Genomic DNA, 25125 nt, shown 5'->3' with positions numbered 1-25125 from the left:
TTCCGAGAATAATTTGGGTTAGTCGTATAATATAGCTGCTTGCAGTTGAGTCCAATACAGACCTAACCCCCAACCCCTTCCCTACAAGGGAAGGGGAGTAATATTCAAAGCCTCTCTCCTTGTAGGAGAGAGGTTTGGAGAGAGGTCAAAACTGTAATGCACGCCAGTGATAAACGCTATATTCGACCTACTTTATTATTTTCCCAAATTGTGATATTTTTGGCAGCTTTTATTCTGAAGTTAGGTAAAAGCGCCTTGGTGAAGGTCATTTACAGCTACACAGACAAGAAGCTTATCGTCCGTGGGCTAAATGCGTTTTTTGTCTTGACGAATATTCATGGCATTGCCGATTGCTAACTATATTCAATGTATGCCATGAGGCGATCGCCTGTAATGTTGGTGGGGCGATGGCAATTATAAAGCGATCGTAGTCTTCGGGTGTGTTAGCGCGAAAGCGTAATGCACCCTTTGAACTCCGTTAATGAGTCTTTTATACTCGTGAATGAGTCTTTTATACTCGTAAACGAGCCTTTGATACTCGTGAATGAGTCTTTTATACTCGCCGACGAGTCTTTTATACTCGTGAACGAGTCTTTTATACTCGCCGACGAGTCTTTGATACTCGTGAATGAGTCTTTTATACTCGCCGACGAGTCTTTGATACTCGTGAATCAATACAGGATAACGATAAGGTTTTTTCATGACAGATCCTAGATCACAAAGACGCGATAAATCGCCGTCTTTACAATAATCAGTCCATTGTAGAGACGGCAATTTATCGCGTCTCATGCCTTAACCGAACCCTATTGACTCCTGAATGAGTGAATGTTATTGCAAAGTTAAAAATCGCACCCCGCTAATTTAAACATCACAGCCGTTTTTATGCAGATAAACCCACGAATCCAGTCTCTAACGCTTAGTTGCAGTATACTACTGTAGTAAATATCGCTACAAAGTTGGTGAGGTTTGCAGATGACAAACGAAGAACTGTTGCAAATTATAGAAAAAGCTGTGAAGAAAAAGGCAACGGAGCTAAACCTCTCTTTCAATCAACTCAGTAGCCTACCGCCAGAAATCAGCCAACTCTCCAACTTGACAACGCTATTCCTTCATAACAATCAACTCAACAGCCTGCCGCCAGAAATCAGCCAACTCTCCAACTTGAGAACGCTATCCCTCTATAACAATCAACTCAACAGCCTGCCGCCAGAAATCAGCCAACTCTCCAATTTGACAAGGCTATTGCTCTCTTTCAATCAACTCAGCAGCCTACCGCCAGAAATCAGCCAACTCTCCAATTTGATAACGCTATCCCTCTCAAACAATCAACTCAGCAGTCTGCCGCCAGAAATCAGCCAACTCTCCAAGTTGACTGAGCTATACCTCGATAACAATCAACTCAGCAGTCTGCCGCCAGAAATTAGCCAACTCTCCAAGTTGACTGAGCTATACCTCGATAACAATCAACTCAGTAGCCTGCCGCCAGAAATCAGCCAACTCTCCAACTTGACAGTGCTATACCTCCATAACAATCAACTCAGCAGCCTGTCGCCAGAAATCAACCAACTCTCCAACTTGACTGAGTTATACCTCTCTGACAATCAACTCAGCAGCCTGCCGCTAGAAATCAGCCAACTCTCTAACTTGAGAAGGCTATCCCTCGATAACAATCCCCAACTAACCTCGCCGCCGCCTGAAATTGTCGAGCAGGGAACCCAGGCAACTTTGACCTATCTTCGAGAAAGGTTAGAGGGTAGCCAACGGCAGTGGGTTTCTAAACTACTAGTTGTCGGTGAAGGAGGTGTGGGCAAGACATCCTTATTAAGAGCATTACGCGGTGAAGAGTTCGACACCCAGGAATCCACCACCCACGGCATTGAAATTAAATCCCTGGAATTAACCCATCCCACGCAAGCAGATGTCACCATGCAACTGAACACCTGGGATTTTGGCGGACAGGAAATCTATCATGCAACCCACCAATTCTTTCTCACCAACCGATCGCTGTTCTTACTCGCCTGGAATGCTCGACTAGGGTTTGAGCAAGGTAAACTCAACTACTGGCTGGATACAATCAAAGCCTTAGCCCCCGATTCTCCGATATTACTCGTCGCCACCCACATCGACGAGCGAGATGCAGACCTTCCCCTGAAAGAGTTACGCGACAAGTACCCCCAGATTATTGAACACTGTAAAATTAGCTCAAAAATCAGCCTCGGCGTTGAAGAATTGCGGCAAGGAATTGCAGAAACAGCCGCCAAGTTACCCTTAATGGGTGAAATCTGGCCTACTACTTGGCTAAATGCTGCCAACGCCATCCGCACCCAGCCAAAAAAACAAATCACACCCCAGCAATTGTGGGACATCATAATTGAGTCCAAAGTTGCTGACATCAGCAAGGAAGTGCTAGCGCGATGGCTGCATGAATTAGGTGAAATTCTCTACTTCCAAGACAACGAAGAACTTAATGATACCGTTATCCTCAAGCCCCAGTGGGTAACTGAATATATCAGCAAAGTGCTGGAAAGCGAAAACGTAATCAACCGCAAGGGCATCTTTACCCGTCAGGAAATGGATCGACTTTGGCATGACTTAGAGCCATCAACGCGGGATCACTTTCTGCGCCTCATGGAGCGTTTTGACCTTTCCTACCGCACTCAAGAAAACCGGGATCTCAGTCTGGTTGTGGAACGTTTGCCCCTCGACCCGCCTAATTATGAGCAGGAATGGCAGCAAATTAAACAAACAGGTGAGTGCAATGAAATTTCGATGAAATTTCAACTCAATACCATTCCTGCGGGAATTCCCACTTGGTTTATTGCGCGTCAACACCGCTTCACAACTGGTATTCATTGGCGTAACGGAGTCTTATTTGCTTATGAACAGGAACATTTAGCGTTAGTGGAAGCTGTTAAAAGCGATCGCTATATTAAATTAACAGTGCGAGGCCGCAACCCCCTAAATTTCTTTGTCCTGCTTCGAGATGGCATCGAACTCACTCTCGCCAGATTTCCCGGATTAGATATTAAACGCACAATTCCATGTCATGGTCATAATGGTCAACCATGTACTCACGAATTTGACTATAAACAACTTTCGCAACGCTGGGAAAAAAAGAGAGGAACAATTGAATGTCCAGAAGTTATGGAAGATGTATCAGTATCAGAACTCTTATATGGCTTAGACTTGAATACCCAAAATGCAGTGCTAGAACGCATTGACGAGTTAGAAACAAAAGTTGTTGACGGACAAGCATTAATTCTCGATGAACTCAAAAATCTCCGAGAACTGACGCAACGGGAATTTACCAATGCCTTCCGCCGCGAACAAGCAATCATCGATTCTCACTGTCCCAATGTCTTTATCCTGTATTCCGGTGGCGGCACAGCTTGGCAAAAGAATCTAATTGGACAAAAATTAGATTTACAACTCTATTGCCAAGCACCGGGCTGTTGGCATCCCACCCAAGAAGGTGGTTTATATGAAATAAATGAACCTGCCGAATGGCTGAGAGCAACAGCACCTTATATTGGTAGATTATTCAAAGTCTTGAAATTTGCCGCACCGATAATTGGCCCTTGGCTAGGTGTGGTAGATCCCAAAGAATATGAAACCCTATTTAAAAATAATTTAGAACTATTTAAAGAACTAGCAGCAAAATTACCTGAACTCAAAGAATCTGAAGATTTAGAATTAGCAAACAAATTTCCTAAAAGTGAAGATTTAGACCCAGAACGCGCTGATGGTGCAGCTTTGCGTGCCTTGCGTCAACTTTTAGAAGAAAAAGATCCCCAGCAGCACTGGGGCGGATTAAAGAAAGTCTTGACTCCAGAGGGACATTACCTGTGGCTATGCGAACACCACGCAGCAGAGTATAAACGCTAACTATTTTAGATTTGAGATGATGAATTTGAATTGTAGAGACACAATTCATCAACACATTACCTGAACGAGTAGCAATGGTTTTGAGAGCATTTAAATAGCTCCCTAGACAGAGGAAGCATTTAAAACAATTACTTAGCATTCCAAGATATACTAATAACGTATATTTGACTAGAATTAAAGTATTATAGCGATTCTCGTTTGGATACCATAGGCGTTAGGGGTTTACAGAAGTGCGCCTCTACCAGGGATACGCCAGTTTAGCTATAAATTAAAATCTACCGTTTTACGGGTATTAGAAAAATGAGGTTTAAAGACTGGGCGACTAGGGTGCTACTAATCTCGCTGATGTTCATGGCTTTAGTTGTAGTGCTGCTAATTGGACGAGCAACAAAATTACAACATAATCCGACAACATCCCAGATATCCAATCCACGGGTTATGGCCTTCAGTCAATATCCGCAGGTGCAATTCCAATCAGCGAAAGAGCCAGAGAAGAAATTTCAAAATGTTATCAAGTCCCCAGTCAAGATTAACAAGTCTGTAGCAAAGTATGTAACCACTCAAGCTTTTGCACACTACAGACCTAGTTATCAAGTTGCTTCAGTTGATCCCAGTAACTATGGAGAACGTTACACCCAAGATGTGAACGGCGTTCCTGTCAACAACCAACCAATTATCGTCCTCCATGAAACTGGTTATTCTGCTTCCAGCGCCGTTAATTTCTTTCAAGTAGCCCATAACGATGAAGGTGTGCAAGCAAGTTACCACGCTTTAGTCAAGTTAGACGGAACGGTGGTTTATCTAGTACCGCCAGAAAAGCGGGCTTTTGGTGCAGCTAACTCAGTGTTTGATGGTTCCGAGGGAGTGGAAACTGTGCAGACTAATCCGCATTTGCCGGCATCGGTGAATAATTTCGCTTATCACGTTTCTTTGGAAACACCGCCAGATAGTTATGACAGTAGCAGCGAACAAACCCATAGCGGCTACACGGAAGCTCAATATCATTCTCTTGCTTGGTTAATTGCTCAAAGTCAAGTCCCAGACCATCGCATTACTACTCACCATTTAGTAGACCGTTCTGGTAAAAAAGTTGACCCGATAAATTTTGATGGAAAGAAATTTCTGAGCTTACTTAATACTTATCGTCAGGTTAGACCAATCTATAGAGTTAGCAAATAAATTATTCAATAGCCAAATGGCACCAAGAAAAGCCGAAAGCCTTGTGTAACCTTGTTTGCAGTCTGAAGACTGGGAATGTATTCCGAATGGGCTGCTGCCTCTCGTCAAGAAAAAGGAGGCGGCAGCCCTCCCAGAATGGATTCCCAGCTTGGAGGCTTGTTCCAGTGAGGGCAAGGGCTATATCTTAACTTAGTGCCATTCCACCATAGCCTTTGAGGAGAGAGGTCAGAGTATGTTGCACATAAACGATCGCTTCCCGATGTCGTCGAATTAAAATGCTGTTAATTTCACGATTTTTCCGGGAACCCTGTAGTTGTATAGGCACCACATTTGTCAGTCTATCAGCTTAGGTAGGCAAGTTTTATGCAACTCATCACCTCACTAGATATTAGAAATTCAGAATATTTATCAAAAAATCGCCTCGTTAGTTACCATCACCAGCTGCGTCTAATTTTTTCGCTGGGTAATCAGGTAAAAAACGTTTTGGAAATTGGCATTTTTAATTCTCTATTAACAGATATCCTGAAAAATAATGGATACAACGTCACTACCGCCGATGTTGACCCCAACCTCAAGCCAGAAATGATCTTGGATTTGACCACAGATTTTTCATTGCCAAAAGATAAATTTGATGCGATCGTTCTGTTTCAAGTTCTGGAACACTTTCCCTACCCTGAGTCAGAAGCAGCATTGAAAAAACTGGCAGAAGCAACAAAGAAATTTTTGGTAATTTCGATTCCCTATTGCACCCAATACCTCTCGTTTCAGATCAATACTTCTTTTTCAGGTAGACCAAGGTATTTATTATTCAATATGCCGAAATTCTGGAGTACAACGCCAGTCTGTGACGAACACTACTGGGAAATGGGTTTGAAAGGATATCCCAAAACCCGAATTTTAAACTCTGTTGCCAAAGCTGGGTTAACTGTCAAGCAAGAATTTATCGATCCCAGTTATCCATACCATTATTTTTTGGTGTTGCAGAAGAATTCTAGTAATACTTAGGGAGTGGGGAGATGGGGGAGTAGGGAAATCCGAATCAGATAATGGGGGCAAACAATGCTCAAAAAAGGTGCGGTCGCCTAAGCTATGCTTTTAAAATCCTAATTGGTATCATGTCCTTCTGTGTTCTCCGGGTTTATCCTGGAAAAGATGAGGGCTAAGTTGTATTACCTACTATCATCGTTTCAGATACTAACATCGAAGATTACCAATTATGCTAGAACAAGGCACTATCAGTATTCATACTGATAATATTTTCCCCATCATCAAGAAGTCGCTTTACTCAGATCACCAAATCTTCTTGCGGGAACTGGTATCCAACGCTGTAGATGCCATCCAAAAGCTGAAAATGGTATCCCGCGCTGGAGATTATGCTGGAGATATCGGCGAAGCTGAAATTGAAATTGCCATTGACAAAGATCAGAAAACCCTATCGATTTCCGATAACGGTATCGGGATGACGGCAGATGAAGTTAAGAAATATATCAATCAGGTTGCCTTCTCTAGTGCTGAAGAATTTATTAACAAGTATGAAGGCAAATCAGATCAACCGATAATCGGCCACTTCGGTCTTGGTTTCTACTCTTCCTTCATGGTGGCGCAAAAGGTAGAAATTGATACCCTATCTTATCAAGAAGGAGCGCAAGCGGTTCACTGGACTTGTGATGGTTCCCCAGCTTTCACCCTCGAAGATTCGCCTCGGACAACTCGCGGTACTACTATTACTCTCAGCTTGGAAGGAGAAGAGGAGGAGTTTCTCGAATCAGCACGAATTAAGAATCTTGTCAAGACTTACTGCGACTTCTTGCCAGTCCCAATTAAACTCGATGGTGAAGTAGTAAATAAGCAAAAAGCACCGTGGCGAGATTCTCCAAGTAATCTGAGTCAAGAAGATTATTTAGAGTTTTACCGCTACCTGTATCCTTTCCAGGAAGAACCCCTGTTATGGGTACATTTAAATACAGACTATCCCTTTATCATCAACGGGATTCTGTATTTTCCGAAAATGAGACCCGATGTAGATGTGACGAAAGGGCAAATCAAGCTATTCTGCAATCAAGTTTTTGTTAGCGACAACTGCGAAGAAATTATCCCGCAATTTCTGATGCCGATGCGGGGTGTGATTGATAGTACCGATATTCCCCTGAACGTATCGCGTAGTGCTTTGCAAGGCGATCGCACCGTGAAGCGAATTGGTGACTACATTGCCAAAAAAGTAGGCGATCGCCTCAAAGAACTTTTCCGCGACAACCGCGAACAATATGTTAGCGCGTGGAAAGACCTTGGCACCTTTGTAAAATTTGGCGCTCTCAACGACGATAAATTCAAAAAACAAATCGAAGATATCATCGTCTTCCGCACCACCGCCAAATTGACAGAAAAAGTTGCTGCTGAAACTCCAGTGGTTGAGGTACAGTCTTCAGACGGGGATGCTTGGCAAGATGTCACTCCCTCATCCAGTTCTGAGAACTCAGCACCCAGCGCACCTTACACCACGCTGAAAGAGTATCTAGAACGTAATAAAGAACGCAACGAAAACCGAGTTTTCTACACCACCGATGGAGCAACCCAAGCTACATACATAGAACTGCACAAAAATCAAGGCTTGGAAGTCCTGTTTATGGACTCCTTTATTGATACCCACTTTATCAACTTCCTAGAGCGGGAATATCAGGATGTCAAATTTACGCGGGTAGACTCAGATTTAGATAATACCCTGCTAGAACAAGACAAAGCTACGGAAATTGTTGATCCCAACACGAATAAAACCCGGAGTGAGACGATCAAAGAGTTATTTGAGAAATCCCTCAACAAACCCAAACTCAACATCCGTACCGAAGCCTTGAAATCAGACGATCCTCAAGGTACACCACCTGCGATCGTGCTTTTACCAGAGATTCTCCGCCGCCTGCGCGAAATGAACGCCATGATGCAGCAGCAGTCAGTAGAATTTCCCGAAGACCACGTTTTGCTCGTGAATACTGCTCACCCACTGATTCAAAATCTGGCAAATATTAGCCAAGGTAGTATTATTCAAGGTGACGGTCAATCGTCTACAAATCAGTTAGTCAACTTGATTTGCCAACACGTCTACGATTTAGCGCTGATGTCTCAGAAGGGATTTGACGCTGAGGGAATGAAATCTTTCGTCGAGCGATCAAATGAGGTACTCACTAAGTTGACGGAACAAGCTAGTAAGTAGTGCTTGGGGCATTGGGAATTGGGCATTGGGCATTGGGCATTGTTTAATAGTTATTCTTCCCCTACTCCCCACTCCCTACTCCCCATTCCCCACTCCCCATTCCCCACTTCTGTTGCCTAAGACCTAAAATGGAAAGGCTGTATTAAAATAAGAATCTGGAGATAATTGCTATGTCCCGTCGCTGTGAACTAACTGGTAAGAAGGCAAATAACGCCTTTGCTGTTTCCCACTCCCACCGCCGTACTAAACGCCTTCAGCACGCTAATCTGCAAAACAAGCGTGTTTGGTGGGAAGCCGGAAATCGCTGGGTAAGATTAAAGCTGTCTACTAAAGCAATCAAAACCCTACAAATTAATGGGTTAGAAGCAATGGCAAAAGAAGCTGGCATTAACCTGAATCATTACTAAATAATGTGGATTTCATAACCCAAAACTTTGGTAGCGTGGAATACAGGTAATTCGTAGGTAGCACAGCTAGCTGTGCTACCCTATTAGCGCTGTTTTATACTCTATTTTGATGTTAGCCCGCGCAGGCGGACGAAAGTTTGTGTAGCCGCGATTTCTAATCGCCTGGATTCTTCTTTAATGCTGAGAAAATAAGGACTAAAGTCCTTACTACGAACTTGCTTACGCATCATTCATCGTTCACGGTAATATTACATAATTGTTTTACCTTTTCTGTTACCCAATCGACACGATCCTTTCCCCAAAATCTTTCGCCTTCTACTACCCAGGTTGGCACTCCAGGACAACCAAATTGCTCGTATTCTGCTAAGGCTGCTACTGCTGCAAGTTTAGCTGTTTCGCCGTGGATTAATTCAAGAATGCGATCGCCATTCAACCCGACATCATTTGCAACTTTCCTAATCACAGACTCATCGTTGACATCCAGAAGGTCAATATACGACGCTCGAAAGAAAGCGGCATCAAGTAGATGCTCTTTCCCAGTTCCACAAGCAGCGTAATACGCCCTCGCGGGAAGTTCTTCCCGACCAAATTTCATTTTCTCCCAGCGCTTGACCCACCTACCAAATTCTTCATACTCCTTGAGCCGAATTTCAATGCCGTACTTTTTTGCCCACCGCAGACAATCTTCTTTGTGATACGACGATAACAGAGCGGTTTCACTTCGTCCTTGGAGGTCAGCTACCTTTATACCTCGCTCTTTCGGTATGTAGATTGGTCGTCGTTCAACATCAACAGGCAAACCCCGCAATGCTTTTTCGGCAAGAGCAATACCAATATATGAATTTGACGAGTGGTATATCGAATATGAATATACTTTGATTCGCTGCGACATCTGTCTAAATTAATTTGCTATTTTTTGATATTAAATTTGGCTTTTCACCCATTGGCGAAATTCTTTAACTAATTCCAAATAATCTTTTTCTCCCACCTGCTCTAAAAAATTAGAAATCTCTGTTAATGGCAGATTAGGAAATGCTAAACTCCGTTCAACAGATATATATTTCTGATTTTGTAAAATGTTAATACTAAAATTATTACCATCATATCGCCAGATTTCAGGCACACCCATATCAGCGTAGACTTCAAAGCGATTTTTATAACTGCTAGTAATATCAATTTCCACTACCAAATCTGGTGGACGGTCTTGTGTTAAATCTATTCTTTTTTTGCCTCTGATTACATTAATATTTTCAATGTAAAAGCATTTATCTGGTTCCGCTCCACTAAGTTTTGGAAGTTTAAAAGTAGTAGAACCAAGGCAGTCAATTCTCACTTCTAGTTCTTCTGCTAGAGTTTCGACAAATCGACCCACAATTTCTTTGTATCGTTCATGTTCAGGTGAAGGAACCATAATTTCTAAAGTACCTCGATTGTAAGTAAGCCGGAGGCGGCGACTAGCACTAAGTTCAGTTAGCAAGTTTTCATAAGTTTGCCAACTGATGCCCGATAGGTGGACGATTTCTGTGGGTTGAAGCAGTGTGTTGCTAGTCATAGGTATCCAAGAGTATTTGAGAAGTTTTTGTGTGCTAATGAATAATAGTAATTTTGAATTATTGAATTTATTTTTCCTGAAGTTTGTATGTTATAGCCAGAATCCAGTCAAAGATAAAGACTTTCCCAGTAATTTAATGCCCATTCAAATGAACGCTTATCAAACCTTTTACCAATTTGATATATCTCTTCCCAAGAATATACTTTTTTTGAAACTCTTTCCTGTGTGCCTGCTAAGTTAGAGATTACTATATAGTATTTGCCTCGTCGATCAACCTGCTGCTTGGGTGTATCTACTACTCTACCTGCTGGTCTAAAAGTCATTTGAACATCATCAACTGCTGGTTGCTTTCTGAGCATAACTGCGGGATGACCTTCTGAACATATACAGTCTCCTTCATCTTCAGGGTCTTGTTTATCCTTGAAAAGAGACCACTGATGCCCAAAGTCACACATATATGCCCTATATTCTTTCATATATTTTCGCTCTCCTGCGCTTTCTCAACTATTCACACTAAAATCCTTACTTCATCTATAGTGCTGGCATTTCTGCCTTTGCAAAAATCAAAATTTACATCCAAAGCACAATTTGCCAGTTCAATAAAGGTAAGTATCTGGTTGCTACAGTCGCGGTGAAAAATACTAAGCTGGTAAATAGCACGTTAAAACTTTAGCGGAAATTCCAAATCGCATTCATCGGCGGTTTAAAATTCCCCATTGGCGAACTACCTGTAATTACATTATGTTTGATGCATTATCTGACCGTTTAGAATCCGCCTGGAAAAAACTGCGGGGACAGGACAAAATTTCTCAATCCAACATTCAAGATGCATTGCGCGAAGTGCGCCGCGCCCTGTTGGAAGCAGATGTCAATCTCCAGGTAGTCAAAGATTTTATTAGCGAAGTTGAAACCAAAGCACAGGGAGCCGAGGTGATTACCGGCGTGCGACCTGACCAACAGTTCATCAAAATTGTTCATGATGAATTGGTGCAGGTGATGGGAGACGAAAATGTTCCCATCGCAGAAGCCCCGGAACAGCCTACGATTATTCTCATGGCTGGGTTGCAAGGTACTGGTAAAACCACAGCTACCGCTAAGTTAGCCTTACATCTGAGAAAATTAGAGCGTAGCTGCTTATTGGTAGCGACAGACGTATATCGCCCAGCCGCGATCGACCAGTTGCTAACGTTGGGTAAGCAAATTGACGTACCAGTATTTGAACTAGGAAGCGACGCCGATCCCGTAGAAATTGCCCGACAAGGTGTAGAACGCGCTAGGGCAGAAGGTGTAAACACAGTAATTATTGATACTGCGGGTCGCCTACAAATTGACGAAGATATGATGGCGGAATTAGCCCGCATCAAAGCAACCGTCCAACCCCATGAAACTCTGTTGGTGGTGGACGCGATGACTGGTCAAGAGGCAGCCAATCTTACCCGCACCTTCCATGAGAAGATCGGCATTACTGGGGCGATTCTCACCAAGATGGATGGTGATAGCCGTGGTGGTGCAGCGCTTTCTGTGCGACAGATTTCGGGAGCGCCGATTAAATTTGTGGGTGTGGGTGAAAAAGTCGAGGCACTGCAACCGTTTTATCCCGATCGCATGGCATCCCGGATTCTGGGGATGGGTGATGTGCTAACCCTGGTAGAAAAAGCCCAGGAAGAGTTTGACTTAGCGGATGCTGAGAAAATGCAGGAGAAAATTTTGTCAGCGAAGTTTGACTTTACTGATTTTCTCAAGCAGTTACGGATGCTGAAGAACATGGGTTCTCTGGGAGGCTTAATCAAGATGATCCCAGGGATGAACAAGCTTTCAGACGATCAACTCAAGCAGGGAGAAACCCAACTGAAGCGCTGTGAGGCGATGATTAACTCCATGACTCGCCAAGAACGCCATGACCCCGATTTATTAGCCAGTTCTCCCAGTCGGCGGCGGCGGATTGCTGGTGGCTCAGGGTATAGAGAGTCAGATGTAACTAAACTGGTGGGTGATTTCCAAAAAATGCGATCGCTCATGCAGCAAATGGGTCAAGGTGGCTTCCCGGGAATGCCGGGAATGTTCGGCGGTGGCGGTATGGGTAACGCCTTCGCAGGTGCTGGTAATCGTCCCGCAGCCCCTGGATGGCGAGGTTATGATGGTGCCCCAGCCACGAAAAAGAAAAAACCCAAAGACAAAAAGAAAAAAGGCTTCGGCAATCTTTAGTTATTGGGCATTGGGCATTGGGTATGGGGCATGGGGCATGGGGCATTGGGCATTGGTAATTTGCAAATGACTAATGACTAATGACCAATGACTAATGACAAATAGCAGCAAATGCTAGGCAGTGCTAAAATTAGCATTTCCACCTCAGAATTTATCAGCAGAGGAAACTAACCCTCAATTTCTCGGCAACAGCCAGATTTCGGTTACTTCCTCACCAATTAGTTGCTAAATATCTAACAACAGGAGAATAATTCTTCAACCATGATCAAACTGCGCTTGAAACGATTCGGTAAAAAGCGGGAAGCAAGTTACCGCATTGTCGCCATTAACAACCTCGCTCGCCGCGATGGCCGTCCCTTAGAAGAATTGGGTTTTTATAACCCCAGAACCGATGAAGTGCGACTAGACGTTCCCGGTATCGTCAAGCGACTACAACAAGGCGCTCAACCCACTGACACCGTTCGTCGCATTCTAGTAAAAGCTAATGTTTTTGAGCAGGTCAGTGCAACAGCCGCATCATAATTTCGGAACAAAACTCCCAACAGCTAGCCCTAACTATGATGGGCTGGTTCGGTTTTTAGTGCAGCCGTTTTTGGAATCTCCAGAGACATTAAGCGTCGATTGTGAAGTTTCTCAAGCCCTTAACCGGGTTTGGGTTCGCATCGCCTTTGAAAGCACAGATAAAGGTAAAGTGTTTGGTCGAGGGGGACGCAATATTCAGGCGATTCGCACAGTAATTGCCGCAGCTGCAACCGCAGCTGGGCAATCAGCATACCTGGATATCTACGGCAGCACCACTCCAGGCCGCGAGGGTATGTCTTTTGATGAAGACACAGAAGAGCGATCGCCACCGCCAACGAAGAGAGAACCGCGTGCAAATGATGGGCCTAAACCCATTGTTAAACCGCGCCTCCGCTAGGTTGAAACTAGAGAGCAAGTCTGAGCGGTTGTTGTTACCTCCGCTCAGAATTTTTGTAAAGAGAAAAAGTAGCAAAAAGATTTTTGGATCTTTTTTTGGAGTATTCACCAGTAGGGGCTATGCCCTCACCCCCAGCCCCTCTCCCAACATGGGAGAGGGGAGCAAATTCTCCAGTTCCCCGAATCCCATATTGGGAGAAGGGGTTAGGGGATGAGGGCAACCCTACAGCCGATTAATTTGTTACAAATATTTTTCCAAAACGTCAGTAATAAAACTGTAATTTCGTCCTTAGCGAGAAAACATTAACCTTTGTCAAACACAGATCCTCACCAATTAAGAAATACTATGGCAGGTGTCTTAACAATTCAACTGCCGAATGTTGCCAGTGCGATCGCTCTTGGGGGAGATGGAGAAGAAAATCTCAAATTCCTATCTCGGCAAACAGGAGCTACTTTAGTCCTACGCGGACAGGAATTAGTGATTTCTGGCACCGAAGGGCAAATTGATCTGGCTTCTCGATTAGTGCGATCGCTTGAAGACCTCTGGATTAAAGGCCATACTATTTCCAGTGCCGATATTTTAACAGCCCGTCAAGCCATAGATAGCGATCGCCAAGGAGAACTACAAGATTTACAACGAGATGTCCTCGCCAAAAGTCGCCGGGGTGAAGAAGTCCGTGCCAAAACCTTCCGTCAGCGTCAATATATCGACGCACTCCGTAAACGCGATCTCACCTTCGGCGTTGGTCCTGCTGGTACCGGCAAGACTTATCTCGCTGTTGTTGTCGCCGTGCAAGCACTCCTTGCGAACCAAGTTGAAAAGTTAATTTTAACTCGCCCTGCTGTCGAAGCCGGTGAAAAACTCGGTTTTTTGCCTGGAGACTTACAGCAGAAAGTTAATCCCTATCTTCGCCCACTTTACGATGCTATTTATGAATTCATCGACCCAGAAAAAGTACCCAGTTTAATGGAACGCGGTGTGATTGAAGTCGCCCCACTCGCCTATATGCGGGGACGCACCCTCAATAACGCCTTTGTAATTGTGGATGAAGCTCAAAATACTACACCCGCTCAGATGAAAATGGTTTTAACTCGTTTGGGTTTCCGTTCGCGGATGGTGATTACAGGCGACATGACACAAACTGATTTACCACTTCACCAACAATCGGGTTTAGGAGTGGCTTTACAAATTTTAAAACACGTTGAAGGCATTGCCTTTTGCGAATTTTCCCAAAAAGATGTCGTGCGCCATCCTCTAGTTCAGCGCATTGTTGCGGCTTATGAACAATATGAAAAGTAAAAGTAGTCATTGGTCATTAGTCATTAGTAAAAAACTAAGAAAGGATAATAATTTATGAGTACTACTTTGAAAGAATTTTTAGAAGCTTGTGAGACTCTAGGAACTTTGCGTTTAATTGTTACTAGCAGCGCTGCTGTATTAGAAGCACGGGGCAAAATAGAAAAGCTATTTTATGCAGAATTGCCTAAAGGTAAGTATGCGAATATGCACACCGAAGGCTTTGAGTTTCACTTGAATATGGATAAAATTATTCAAGTGAAATTTGAAACTGGTGAAGCGAAGAGGGGTAATTTTACAACCTATGCTATTCGGTTTTTAGATGAGAAACAAGAATCTGCTTTAAGCCTATTTTTGCAATGGGGTAAACCGGGAGAATATGAACCCGGACAGGTGGAAGCTTGGGAGACTCTAAAAGAGAAGTATGGAGAAGTTTGGAAACCTTTACCAGCAGAAATTTAATCTTGATATTGATAATTGGTAATTGTGGAAAACTAAATTTTCAATTACCAGTTATTTTATTTAACTAAGGCAAGGTCATGAAATTAAAAAATATAGGCTTTATAGCGGTTCTCGTTTACGTGAGTAGGGGCATGGCAGTGCCGTGCCCCTACATCTCGTGATATAATGTTGTACCGCATCTGAATGGGAAGCGCTATATTATATCAAAGTTTTAATTAGGTTAGCAATCTCAGGTTGCATTTATTTCCAAGCTAAAAAAATTCTAATCAATTGAATCACTTGAAGAAGAATAATTAAGCTTACAATAATTCCAACTAATAAACATAGAAAGAAATGTTTCTAAATCTTGGAGATTTTTAGAATTAAATGGACACTTTACGAAGCCCAAAAACAGCTACCCTTAATAATTAATGTGACTAGTCAAGAACCTCAGCTATTCTATACTGAAGAGGAATTAGTGGCCGCAATTCTAGATCCTGAGCTTTTTCAAGAATTTTTAAACGGGCGACAAAAAGCTACGAAAACATCTCTAGCTCAAGTCTTTAAAGAACTTCAACATTTCTGGTACTGAAGAGGATTATAGCTTAGAGATACCAGCCTTGAGGCGCTCTCACTAAAATCAATCGGAGTTGATATTATAGATTAATTTTTAATCAATAAATAATAAACGTTAAATATAAAACTGCTAATGTTTTTTATAAAAGCGATTTGGAGTTTTTGCTTAATTGCTTTTTTCCTGCTATGGAGTGGAGAAGCTGAAGCCGGAGAATTATCTGAACGGTTAACCAACTTTCCTCAATGGGAAAAATTAACCTCTGTGCAGCCAGCATCGGGAGATTTAGTTTACCCTGAATGGATGGCTGGTACTTGGCAAGTTACAAGTACTTTAGTAGATTTAGCTGCACCTTTAGCACCAGAAATCGTAACGCCAGGGTTTGAAGGTAATCGCCGACAGTTAAACCAGCCTGTGAGTTTTGTAGTAAGATTTGTGAAAGAGCAACCACATACTCCTGGGTTAAATATATTACCTAAGATAGATAAAAAATCCCCCATTTTAATAGCAGATAGAGCATTTAATAGTTTGAATTTGGCAAGGGCTTATTTAGGGGATGAAGCAGTGTTATTAGTCAAAGTAGATCCAGATTCACCTAATCGTCAAATTACGTTCTTGCGTAGCAGTCGCCAACTAGTTTCTATTGTGACTGCACGGGCTACAGAAATAACCTCTGATGGCAAGTTCATCACCACAGAAGTGTTTCAACAACTGTTTAAAGGCGGTTCACGCCCCTATTTAAACTCTGTAGAATCTACCACTGCTTATCAGAAACTTCCAACAGCTAATCCGGCGATTGAAGCAGATCAAGTTACTGCTGTCTATCTTTCACCCCAAGAGCCAGATTACTTTAAAGCTGGTTCTCGACCAGTTACCCTCTACCACTATCGCCTAAAATTGGTCCCTCAATAACTGCCAACTATTCCCAAAGAGTGATTTGTCATCTAGCTATTGACTCTTTTGTAGTACGCTTGTAGTATATAAATTCCAAGTTTACGATCGCGCTCTTGGACGGTGTGCATCATGGCCAAATTTCAAGATATTGTCAATTACTTTCGCTCTGACTGGAAGCTGAGTCTCTTTAGTATTACAACATCCAGCATTTACGAAATTCTTGATTTGGTTGTTCCTTATGCGATTGGGCAGATTTTAAACGTTTTGTCTGCTCAACCTTTGGATAAACCACTTCAAAATGCGATCGCAACTTTTTCTAACATCACCAATTATCCAGTTAATAAAACTCTATCTTTGGGTGTATTACTGGGTTTAATATTCCTTGTAACCGTAGTGAGAGCGCCAACACAACCCTGGTTAACCCATTGGTTTCATTGGGATATATCCTTAAGATTGCGTCGGCAGAAAGCCCAAACAGCCATAGAAAAAATTCTGACTCTCCCACTGGAATTTTATGATGAAAATAACCCCGGACGCATTGCTGGAAGAATAGCTAGAGGTATTGGTAATCACACTTTTACATACCCCGAAATTGCCGGACAGTTAATTCCTAGACTAGTTCGTATACTAGCAATTTTCGTCTTTATCTTTGTGATTGAGTGGCGAATTGCGATTTTATATCTGATTTCTTTTGTGGTTATTCTTAGCTTTACTTTGAAGAATTTACAGCAGATAATTTGGCACGAAACTCTTCTAGATAAATATGGAGAAAATACGGAAAGCCGCAATTCTGAACTGATCACTAACATCAAAACGGTGAAAGCATTTGCTACAGAAGCTAATGAACTGAAACGGCAAAAGGAACGTTTGGATCGTGAACTAATGGTGGTTGATTATCGCATCCACAAAGGTTATGTAAAACTGGCTACTTGGCAAAGGACTGTAATTCAGTTTTGCGTGTTTACGATCCTGGGTTTAACTCTAGCAGCAACAGTACATGGGAGAATTTCTCTTGGTCATTTTATCATGACCTTAACTCTTTCTAGCATGGCTTATGCCGAATTAGAACCTATTGGCACTTTGGCAGAAGTTTTTGCTCGTCGTTATTCTTCGATGCTGCGGTTTCACGAATTTCTCCAAGAGCCAACAGCACCTGATTCAGCTAGTCTTTTAGAAGAGAGCAAGCAGACAGAATCACCTTATAAATTCACTGGAAAAGTTGAGTTATCACACGTCAGTTTTGGATATGATGCCAACCGTCAAGTTTTGCAAGATATCAACTTGTTGATTGAGCCATACCAAACAGTGGCATTAGTGGGGCGTTCCGGTTCTGGGAAGTCTACTTTAGTGAAATTGCTATTGCGATATTTTGAACCTCAATCAGGTCAAATTCTGATTGATGGTCAAGATATTTGCACTTTGAATGTAGGTAAGTATAGACGAAGGCTAGCGATCGTTCACCAAGAAGTAGACGTTTTCAACGGTACTATATTGGATAACCTCACCTATGGCAGACCAAATGCTAGTTTGGAGCAGGTTCAGGAAGCGTGTAGAATTGCTAGAGTCGATGAAGTAATGCAGCACTTACCCCAAGGTTATTACACCGTCGTCGGGGAACGAGGTGTCAGACTATCTGGAGGACAAAGACAACGCTTGGGAATTGCGAGGGCGTTGCTAGTACAACCAGACGTGCTGATTTTTGACGAAGCCACCTCTAGTTTAGATTATGAGTCTGAGCGCTCAATTCAGCTAGCCATGCGATCGATTCAGGGTACTTGTACCACCATCGTCATTGCCCACCGTTTAAGCACAGTACGGGAAGCCGATAAAATTGTAGTTCTGGAGCAAGGCAAGATTGTAGAAGTGGGTAGCCACGATGAACTCTTGCGTCACGAGGGTATTTACCGCCGCTTGCACTCCTTGCAAGAAACAGGAGAACTGCTGAGTTAGGGAAGATGCACATTTTGGATTTTAAATTTTAGATTGACTTTAACAAAGAGTTAAACTTTACCCCAAGGGTATTGGATTCAATCGACCTTATTGACAGAGGTCGATTTTTTTTCAATTTTCTCCAACAGTATGAAGTCAAGTAAATAATCCATTCCCGACTGCTGGAATACCAATTAGTAATTGAAGTTTTCCAATCACAAAAACTTAAGATTTACTCTTGTCGGCTTCTTGCTGTGCAGCCTCACTGTATTTTTTATATAGTTGGGTACGAATCTTAGCTTCCTGATAACGGTTGTGGTTTTGTGGCACCGTACTCATTAAATCTGAAGCCCTTTGCCACTTAGCAGCTATCTCTAACCACTGAGTTGAGGTTGTGGCTGTTTTTCCAGATGCAGAAGCTTGGTTTGCAATTCGCACAGATATGGCAAATGGGTCATCAGGTTGTTCAGAAAGGCTATTTTTAGGAGATGGGAATGTTATTTGGGCTTTCTTTGCGTTAGTATTTTCTGTAGTTAAAGATTTGGAAGTTTCTAGTTGGATTAAATTTTTTAGTTTATTACCTAATTGGGCATAAACAATCCAACTAAGCAACAACAGTGAGCATAAACTAACTACTGCTAATATCTTTTTTTTAGGTTTATTCTTGTGTTTTTCTTTGCTAATAAGTACTAAAGGACGAGAGACTTGAGTTTTAGGGAAACTTGGTTTTCCTAGTTCAGCTTTTGCTTCTGTGAAGTCTTTAATTAGTTGCTTTATAATATTTGGCTGAATTAATGTAATTTCCTGTGACCAAAGCAATTGATTATCGCGATCGCTATCTATTTCCTTTAACCACAGTAATTGTTGTTCCCGAACAATTCGACTGTTGATATTGACTCGGCGAATGTGACGCGGGGCGATGGACTTAAGAATTTGCTCGATTTGTTCTACCACGGGAGATTGCTCAAGTTGCTCTACCCGAGGCGCTTCACACAGAAGTTGTAAGACACCATCAGAAAAAATGGCTCTAGTTCTGACACCAGACTTGGCTAGCTTCTCGTTCAATAGCTGAATAATCGCCGCAACGCTACCTTGATGAGCTTGCCAAGCGATATCGTTTATCCGGTCTACCACCTGAAATTTAGTGATAGCTCTTCCACCCTGACTGATTAACGTACTCATTAATTTAGGGACTCTTTTCTACTGACCTTGATCTTGTCTTCGATTTTACGAGTAAAAAGATGAGTTGCCAAATGATATCATAAATATAGAGGAATATAGCTCTTCCCTTCTCGCTTCGACAAGGAAGTTTGATGGCGCTCCGTTAATTAGACACTCCCACCCATTGAAAGCTGAGGATTCTTGGGCTTGAAACTGTGCTTTCAGGGTAATGTCTATGCACGCGCACAAGCGACAAGTAAATTATCATATCTTTTGGCGATCGCCTTTTTGATTAGCCGCGCTTACACCCACACCCACAAGGGGATGTAAGCGCGTTCAATAAGTTTAGTTACTCTGTATCCTTTTCAATTTCGGTATCGAGAAGATGGCTGGATGATTATATTATCTCAGGGACTTTCCCTGAAATTTCTAGAACTGCTGAGTAATTTATTTGTTGGAAGTCCCTTAAATTAAGCATCAAGACTGTTAAAGGCTAAAATTTTGTTAGCCAAACTTAAGATATATATTATACTTTTTAATTCTTATCTACGGATAGTTAATCTAGCAACCAAAGAATCTGTAAAATCTATCTCTTTTGGTAGGTGAACTATATAGCTAAATTTGGTAGAAAATCACTGCACTCGGTAAAATAATTGGATATGGAAGTTTACTCATCTATCTCCTAGCTGAATTTAACATAATGGATTTTAGTCAACTACTGGCTGAAAAAACGGACACTATCCTCAATAATTGGATTGCAGCAGTTCGCAAGGATAGACGGATTGAAAGTGCTGATGACTTATCTTATACAGCGATCAAAAATCATATCCCCGATGTTTTGAAAGCTCTGGTGACAGTGCTTTCAAAATCTCAAGATAATGATATTCAGTCAATAGTTACTGCCAGTTTTCAGCATGGAGCGATTCGAGCCGAACAAGGCTTTGATCCAGCAGAAATTGCTAGAGAATATCATCTGCTGCGAACAGTAATATTTGATGTTCTACAATCAGATTTATTGAGTGGAATCCCATCAGAGATAATTCGTTCTATGCGTTTGATTGACGCGATTGTAGATGAAGCGATCGCTCGGTGTTTCAAGAGTTATGTTGAGGAACGGTTGCGCCAATCACAAGAGTTGCAAGCATCACTAACACTCCATAATCAGGAACTCACGCGGTTAATTAGCGCCAATCAAGACCATCTTTCCCAACTAGCCCACGAATTGAAACATCCTTTAACTTCCATTATTGGCTACTCGGATCTGTTTTTACGCCAACAACGACGAAAGACTGAGATAAAAGACAACTTTACCAATTTAGAACATATTGAGCGGGTACTACGCAATGGTAGACAGTTACTCCATCTGATCAATAATGTACTAGAACTTTCACGCTATGACGCCGGGCAGATAAAAATCCAATTAGTGCCTACCGATGTGCGTCAATTAATCGATAATGTGTGTGAAATGTTGGAACCTTTAGCTGCTGGAAAAAATTTACAAATCGTATCAGATTGCGATCGCGCTCCGGAAAAAATTATCACAGATTCTTTTCAATTGCAACAAATTGTCACAAATCTTATTAGTAATGCGATTCGTTATACAGAGTCGGGGACTGTGATTATTATGTGTCAGGTATTGGAGAACCAAAGATGGGCGATCGCAATTTCTGACACTGGAATTGGCATTGCACCAGAAAACCAAGCCCAGATATTTGAACCCTACTTTCGCGTCAGTTCTAGCGATCGCTCCTATCTTCCCGATAGTACAGGATTGGGGTTAGCGATCGTCTCCCGGTTGGTAAAACTATTGCAAGGTCAAATTAACCTAGTCTCCCAGGTAGGTGTTGGTTCTACTTTCACCGTCATTTTTCCCTTAGAAATGAAGAGTTGAAAAAAGTATTGGGCAAGAATTCGCCACTACACAAACAAAGTCCACCTAAGAGGTTGCTTGAAAAGTGGTTGGCTGTGATTTTAGGCACTTAATGATCCCCCCTAACCCCCCTTAAAAAAGGGGGAAGAATCAAAGTCACCCTTTTGAAGGGGAGCCACTGCGGTCTTGGGGGTTTCCCCCATGACCGCAGTGGCGTGGATTTAGGGGGATCTCTAAGGGTTAGGCGTATACAAAAAAACTTTTCAAACAACCTCTAAGAAAAAATCAAAGGTTTGTTAACCTGCGGAGGCAGGTTTTGTATTTCGACTCCGCTCAACACAAGTCTGTGTAGCCGCGATTTCCAATCGCCGGGGCTATCTACCATCCCCATTTTTTATCTTTCCACTTCATCTACTGCTTTAGGAACCCCCGCAGTTAATACTTCATGTCCCCCAGGTGTAACTAACACATCATCCTCAATCCGAATACCAATGCCAACCCATCGAGGATGTGTCTCTGGCTGGTCTTCTGCTAGTTTAGTATCTGGCACAATATATAGTCCTGGTTCCACTGTCAAAATTTGACCTGGTTGTAAAATCTGCGGTTTATCTTCACCATGCTGGTAAACTCCCACATCATGAACATCCAAACCTAACCAATGACTGGTGCGGTGCATATAATATGGTTTGTATTTCTCTTCTTCTATTAACTTGTGAATTTCACCTTTGAGAATACCAAGTTCGACTAAACCTTCCGTGAGGACGCGTACTGCTGTATCATGAATTAATTTGAATGGATTACCTGGTTGCACTTGAGCGATCGCTTGTTTTTGCGCTTCTAAAACAATTTCATACAGCGTCTTTTGTTCTGGCGTAAATTTACCCCCAACAGGAAATGTCCGGGTAATATCCGAGTTGTAATAACCATAGGCACAACCGGCATCAATTAGCAGTAATTCTCCATCCTGCATTTGACGATTATTTTCAATGTAATGCAGTACGCAAGCATTCACACCGGAAGCCACAATGGAAGGATAAGCTGGTCCTAAGCCACCCCGGACTCGGAAGATCCGTTCCATCTCCGCCTGTATTTCATACTCATAACGTCCGGGTGCGGCGATTTCTTGGGCGTAATTGTGCGCTTCCGTGGCGATCGCAGCTGCTTGACGCATCAATTCTAATTCAGCTTCACTTTTGATCAATCTCATGCTGTTGAGGACAGTGCCAGTATCTTCAATAGCGATCGGACCTGTACCACGTTTAGGATAAGTCCGCAGTAAACTTTGATAATGTGTGAGGATTTGGTCATTAAAAGTGCGATCGCGTCCTAAGTGATAATAAATCCGACTGGCTTTTTCCAAATACTGCGGCAACTTTTCATCTAACTCGCTAATGGGGTACGCTTCATCAGCACCATAAATTTCCTTAGCTGCATCTACCCCACAAAGATAACCAGTCCATACCTCCTTTTCACGATCCTTTGGTTGGACAAATAGCACAAACCGATGTTCTGAATGATGTGGCGCTAACACTGCAACTGCCTGTGGTTCATTCAAACCAGTCAAGTAGAAAAAATCACTTTCTTGGCGATAAACATACTCGACATCGTTGTGCATCACTGCCATTGGCGCACTGCGAAAAATGGCTGTACCATCACCAATTTTTGCCATTAACTGCTGGCGACGCTGCCGATATTCTGCTTGCATAGTTGATGTATTTATGAAAATATTGTGTTATTTTACACTTTGGGCAACCAGAGGATGCACAGATCATGTCTAAGTTATTCTAGCCAATATTTGTTTACACTCAAGTCATAAATCATTGGCGAATAATCAATTATCTTGAAAAGCTCAGATCCCCGACTTATTTGAGAAGTCGGGGATCTTATTGGTAATTACATTAGAATTACATAGTATAAATATTTTATGTAACCGAGTAACATTTACATATATCTGGATGTTTTAGTTAACCTTTTAAATATTAAATAGAATAGATAAAAACAATCAATTTTTATCTAAAAATAATGATATAGATCAAGCACAAAAGATATTTTACAATTGCTTATATAGAACTTGAAAATTTCATCATAATCGTTTATAACAAATAGATATTTATCTTCAAAGAATGACATTAATAAAGAAAAAATAGTTATAAAGAAATATTGAAACCCCGGTAAATGTTATTTCGTTACAGAAAGAGATAATCGCAAAAAGTTAAAAGAATATAACAACCAATCATAAAAATACACCATGCTTGGAACTACAAATTCCTCAATCTTATCTTTGAATACAAATCAATGGGCAGCAGACTCTCTTGCCAAATCACAAATATTGACAAATTCTCTTAGTAGTTTAGATACTAATTTGGGTCTTGGAAGTAGTAGTTCCTCACTATCACTACAAAGTGAACCAGTGACCGTACCTGTTAAAACGTCATCAAATCCCAATCCTAATCCTTATATAACTAGTGCGGCCATTACTCCTGATTTTAACGGTGATGGCAAAACGGATAAAGTTTGGGTCGATTCTACAACCGGTGAGATTATCATTCGGTTAATGGATGGATCAAAAGTTTTGGAACAGGGTTCTCTAGGTAAATTCGACCTAACTGCCTATGATTACAAAATTGCTGACTTCAATGGTGATGGCAAAACCGACTTCTTATTACGCAATAAGACAACCGGTGAAAATAGCATTGTGCTAATGGATGGGACCAAAGTTGCTAATGCTGCTTCTCTAACCAGCGTTGACCCAGCGTGGAGTCCTCAAATTGGCGATTTCAATGGCGATCGCAAAACCGATATCTTCTGGCATAATGCTACAACTGGTGAGAACGCTATTTGGGAGATGGATGGCACCACAGTTCTAAGTGCAACTGTTTTAGATAAAACAGACCCCGCGCTAACTCCTAGCATTGTTGATTTTGATGGCAATGGTAAGAGCGATATTTTCTGGCGCAATCCGACAACCGGTGCTGACACCGCCTGGTTTATGGATGGCACACAAAAGACTGAATTGGCGCTGCAATCACAGGATGCTGCCTGGACTCCTACCTTTGGTGATTTCAACGGCGACTATAAGACTGACATTCTCTGGAGAAATACTCAAACAGGTGAGAACAAAGTTTGGACGATGAATGGTATCTTAGTCACAGAGGGTACTTTGGGGACACTTGACTCAGCCTGGACTTCTAAAATTGGCGATTTCAACGGCGATGGCAAGACCGATATTTTCTGGCACAATAGCACAACTGGCGAAAACACCGCTTGGTTGATGGATGGCACAACAGTTGCTACTCAAGCTTTCCTACCTACTAATAACGCAGCTTTGACACCATCCCTTGGCGACTTCAACGGCGATGGTAAGACCGACATCTACTGGCGCGATCAGACAGGTGGTGCAGACACCATTTGGACTATCGATGGCACAACAGCCGTTGACAATCCCATCAGCGATGCTGATAAACTTACTCCAGAATGGTACACATTCTAAAATTTAGGGGCATTGGGCACTTGTACTGCCCTTCTCTACGAGACGCTACGCGTAGCTTGCTTCCACGAAGTGGTACGACTACGCTCAGGAACCGCGACTTGTGCCGAGCCTGTCCTGA

Annotated in this window: 22 protein-coding genes; 16 read left to right on the top strand and 6 right to left on the bottom strand. The window is 42.3% G+C overall.

Translation table 11 applies throughout. The annotated features are described in order from the left end of the window. Positions 1 to 156 precede the first annotated feature (156 nt). The 3 genes from V7K50_RS08220 (at position 157) to V7K50_RS08210 (ending at position 5064) form a co-directional block, all read left to right on the top strand. Positions 157 to 357, top strand: coding sequence for a hypothetical protein (locus V7K50_RS08220; protein WP_334958934.1), 201 nt, complete (start codon positions 157 to 159; stop codon positions 355 to 357). Positions 358 to 972: 615 nt separating this feature from the next. Then, the gene (locus V7K50_RS08215) at positions 973 to 3885 is read left to right on the top strand and encodes a leucine-rich repeat domain-containing protein (RefSeq protein WP_334958932.1); all 2913 of its coding nucleotides are present in this window, start codon (positions 973 to 975) and stop codon (positions 3883 to 3885) included. A 300-nt stretch (positions 3886 to 4185) separates the two neighbouring features. Then, positions 4186 to 5064: an N-acetylmuramoyl-L-alanine amidase gene (locus V7K50_RS08210; protein ID WP_334958930.1), complete on the top strand. Its 879-nt coding sequence runs from the start codon at positions 4186 to 4188 to the stop codon at positions 5062 to 5064. Positions 5065 to 5248: 184 nt separating this feature from the next. Here the strand turns inward: V7K50_RS08210 and V7K50_RS08205 are convergent, their stop codons facing one another. Then, complete coding sequence (locus V7K50_RS08205; RefSeq protein WP_334958928.1) at positions 5249 to 5389, bottom strand: hypothetical protein; 141 nt, start codon at positions 5387 to 5389, stop codon at positions 5249 to 5251. Positions 5390 to 5427: 38 nt separating this feature from the next. Here V7K50_RS08205 and V7K50_RS08200 point away from each other — a divergent pair, with 38 nt between their 5' ends. The 3 genes from V7K50_RS08200 to rpmB all read left to right on the top strand — a co-directional run bounded on the left by V7K50_RS08200 (position 5428) and on the right by rpmB (position 8676). After that, complete coding sequence (locus tag V7K50_RS08200) at positions 5428 to 6069, top strand: class I SAM-dependent methyltransferase (protein ID WP_334958926.1); 642 nt, start codon at positions 5428 to 5430, stop codon at positions 6067 to 6069. A gap of 211 nt (positions 6070 to 6280) precedes the next feature. Further along, the gene (gene htpG, locus V7K50_RS08195; protein ID WP_334958924.1) at positions 6281 to 8269 is read left to right on the top strand and encodes a molecular chaperone HtpG; all 1989 of its coding nucleotides are present in this window, start codon (positions 6281 to 6283) and stop codon (positions 8267 to 8269) included. Between the two features lie 170 nt (positions 8270 to 8439). Beyond that, on the top strand, positions 8440 to 8676 hold the full coding sequence (rpmB, locus tag V7K50_RS08190) for a 50S ribosomal protein L28 (protein WP_094350731.1): 237 nt from the start codon (positions 8440 to 8442) through the stop codon (positions 8674 to 8676). Positions 8677 to 8902: 226 nt separating this feature from the next. On the opposite strand, the gene V7K50_RS08185 is transcribed toward rpmB, so the two are convergent. The 3 genes from V7K50_RS08185 to V7K50_RS08175 all read right to left on the bottom strand — a co-directional run bounded on the left by V7K50_RS08185 (position 8903) and on the right by V7K50_RS08175 (position 10704). Next, the gene (locus V7K50_RS08185; RefSeq protein WP_334958922.1) at positions 8903 to 9568 is read right to left on the bottom strand and encodes a DsbA family protein; all 666 of its coding nucleotides are present in this window, start codon (positions 9566 to 9568) and stop codon (positions 8903 to 8905) included. A 30-nt stretch (positions 9569 to 9598) separates the two neighbouring features. Next, positions 9599 to 10228 carry a Uma2 family endonuclease gene (locus tag V7K50_RS08180; RefSeq protein WP_334958920.1) on the bottom strand — a complete coding sequence of 210 codons (630 nt, stop codon included), beginning with the start codon at positions 10226 to 10228 and terminating at the stop codon, positions 9599 to 9601. Between the two features lie 107 nt (positions 10229 to 10335). Continuing rightward, positions 10336 to 10704 carry a hypothetical protein gene (locus tag V7K50_RS08175; protein WP_334958918.1) on the bottom strand — a complete coding sequence of 123 codons (369 nt, stop codon included), beginning with the start codon at positions 10702 to 10704 and terminating at the stop codon, positions 10336 to 10338. Positions 10705 to 10969: 265 nt separating this feature from the next. Here V7K50_RS08175 and ffh point away from each other — a divergent pair, with 265 nt between their 5' ends. From ffh to V7K50_RS08135, 8 genes are all read left to right on the top strand, one after another. Then, positions 10970 to 12433 (top strand): signal recognition particle protein, encoded by a 1464-nt coding sequence (gene ffh, locus V7K50_RS08170; protein ID WP_334958916.1) that lies wholly within the window; start codon positions 10970 to 10972, stop codon positions 12431 to 12433. Positions 12434 to 12694: 261 nt separating this feature from the next. Then, positions 12695 to 12955 carry a 30S ribosomal protein S16 gene (gene rpsP / locus V7K50_RS08165; protein ID WP_012409382.1) on the top strand — a complete coding sequence of 87 codons (261 nt, stop codon included), beginning with the start codon at positions 12695 to 12697 and terminating at the stop codon, positions 12953 to 12955. Further along, positions 12918 to 13352 carry a KH domain-containing protein gene (locus tag V7K50_RS08160; RefSeq protein ID WP_334958914.1) on the top strand — a complete coding sequence of 145 codons (435 nt, stop codon included), beginning with the start codon at positions 12918 to 12920 and terminating at the stop codon, positions 13350 to 13352. Before rpsP ends, V7K50_RS08160 begins: the two co-directional genes overlap by 38 nt. 345 nt (positions 13353 to 13697) lie before the next feature. Further along, positions 13698 to 14651, top strand: coding sequence for a PhoH family protein (locus V7K50_RS08155; protein ID WP_334958912.1), 954 nt, complete (start codon positions 13698 to 13700; stop codon positions 14649 to 14651). A 54-nt stretch (positions 14652 to 14705) separates the two neighbouring features. Further along, the gene (locus V7K50_RS08150) at positions 14706 to 15110 is read left to right on the top strand and encodes a ChuX/HutX family heme-like substrate-binding protein (RefSeq protein WP_334958909.1); all 405 of its coding nucleotides are present in this window, start codon (positions 14706 to 14708) and stop codon (positions 15108 to 15110) included. A 346-nt stretch (positions 15111 to 15456) separates the two neighbouring features. Continuing rightward, a complete protein-coding gene (locus tag V7K50_RS08145; RefSeq protein WP_334958907.1) occupies positions 15457 to 15681 on the top strand; it encodes a prevent-host-death protein in 225 nt (74 codons plus the stop codon). Positions 15682 to 15798: 117 nt separating this feature from the next. Then, entirely contained in the window at positions 15799 to 16575 is a 777-nt protein-coding gene (locus tag V7K50_RS08140; RefSeq protein WP_334958905.1) for a DUF6816 family protein, read from the top strand. Positions 16576 to 16686: 111 nt separating this feature from the next. Continuing rightward, the gene (locus tag V7K50_RS08135; RefSeq protein WP_334958903.1) at positions 16687 to 18507 is read left to right on the top strand and encodes an ABC transporter ATP-binding protein; all 1821 of its coding nucleotides are present in this window, start codon (positions 16687 to 16689) and stop codon (positions 18505 to 18507) included. 204 nt (positions 18508 to 18711) lie between these two features. On the opposite strand, the gene V7K50_RS08130 is transcribed toward V7K50_RS08135, so the two are convergent. Then, positions 18712 to 19668 carry a hypothetical protein gene (locus V7K50_RS08130; RefSeq protein WP_334958901.1) on the bottom strand — a complete coding sequence of 319 codons (957 nt, stop codon included), beginning with the start codon at positions 19666 to 19668 and terminating at the stop codon, positions 18712 to 18714. A 679-nt stretch (positions 19669 to 20347) separates the two neighbouring features. Between V7K50_RS08130 and V7K50_RS08125 the strand changes: the two genes are divergently transcribed. Further along, a complete protein-coding gene (locus tag V7K50_RS08125; protein WP_334958899.1) occupies positions 20348 to 21538 on the top strand; it encodes a sensor histidine kinase in 1191 nt (396 codons plus the stop codon). A 373-nt stretch (positions 21539 to 21911) separates the two neighbouring features. Here V7K50_RS08125 and V7K50_RS08120 read toward each other — a convergent pair whose 3' ends face one another. Then, on the bottom strand, positions 21912 to 23222 hold the full coding sequence (locus V7K50_RS08120) for an aminopeptidase P N-terminal domain-containing protein (protein WP_334958897.1): 1311 nt from the start codon (positions 23220 to 23222) through the stop codon (positions 21912 to 21914). Positions 23223 to 23765: 543 nt separating this feature from the next. Here V7K50_RS08120 and V7K50_RS08115 point away from each other — a divergent pair. Continuing rightward, positions 23766 to 25007 (top strand): FG-GAP repeat domain-containing protein, encoded by a 1242-nt coding sequence (locus V7K50_RS08115; RefSeq protein WP_334958895.1) that lies wholly within the window; start codon positions 23766 to 23768, stop codon positions 25005 to 25007. Positions 25008 to 25125 lie beyond the last annotated feature (118 nt).

The sequence above is a fragment of the Nostoc sp. genome (assembly GCF_036917135.1).
Classification (GTDB): domain Bacteria; phylum Cyanobacteriota; class Cyanobacteriia; order Cyanobacteriales; family Nostocaceae; genus Nostoc.
The sequence above is the reverse complement of the archived record's forward strand: the minus strand, read 5'-3'. Positions and strand labels throughout refer to the sequence as shown.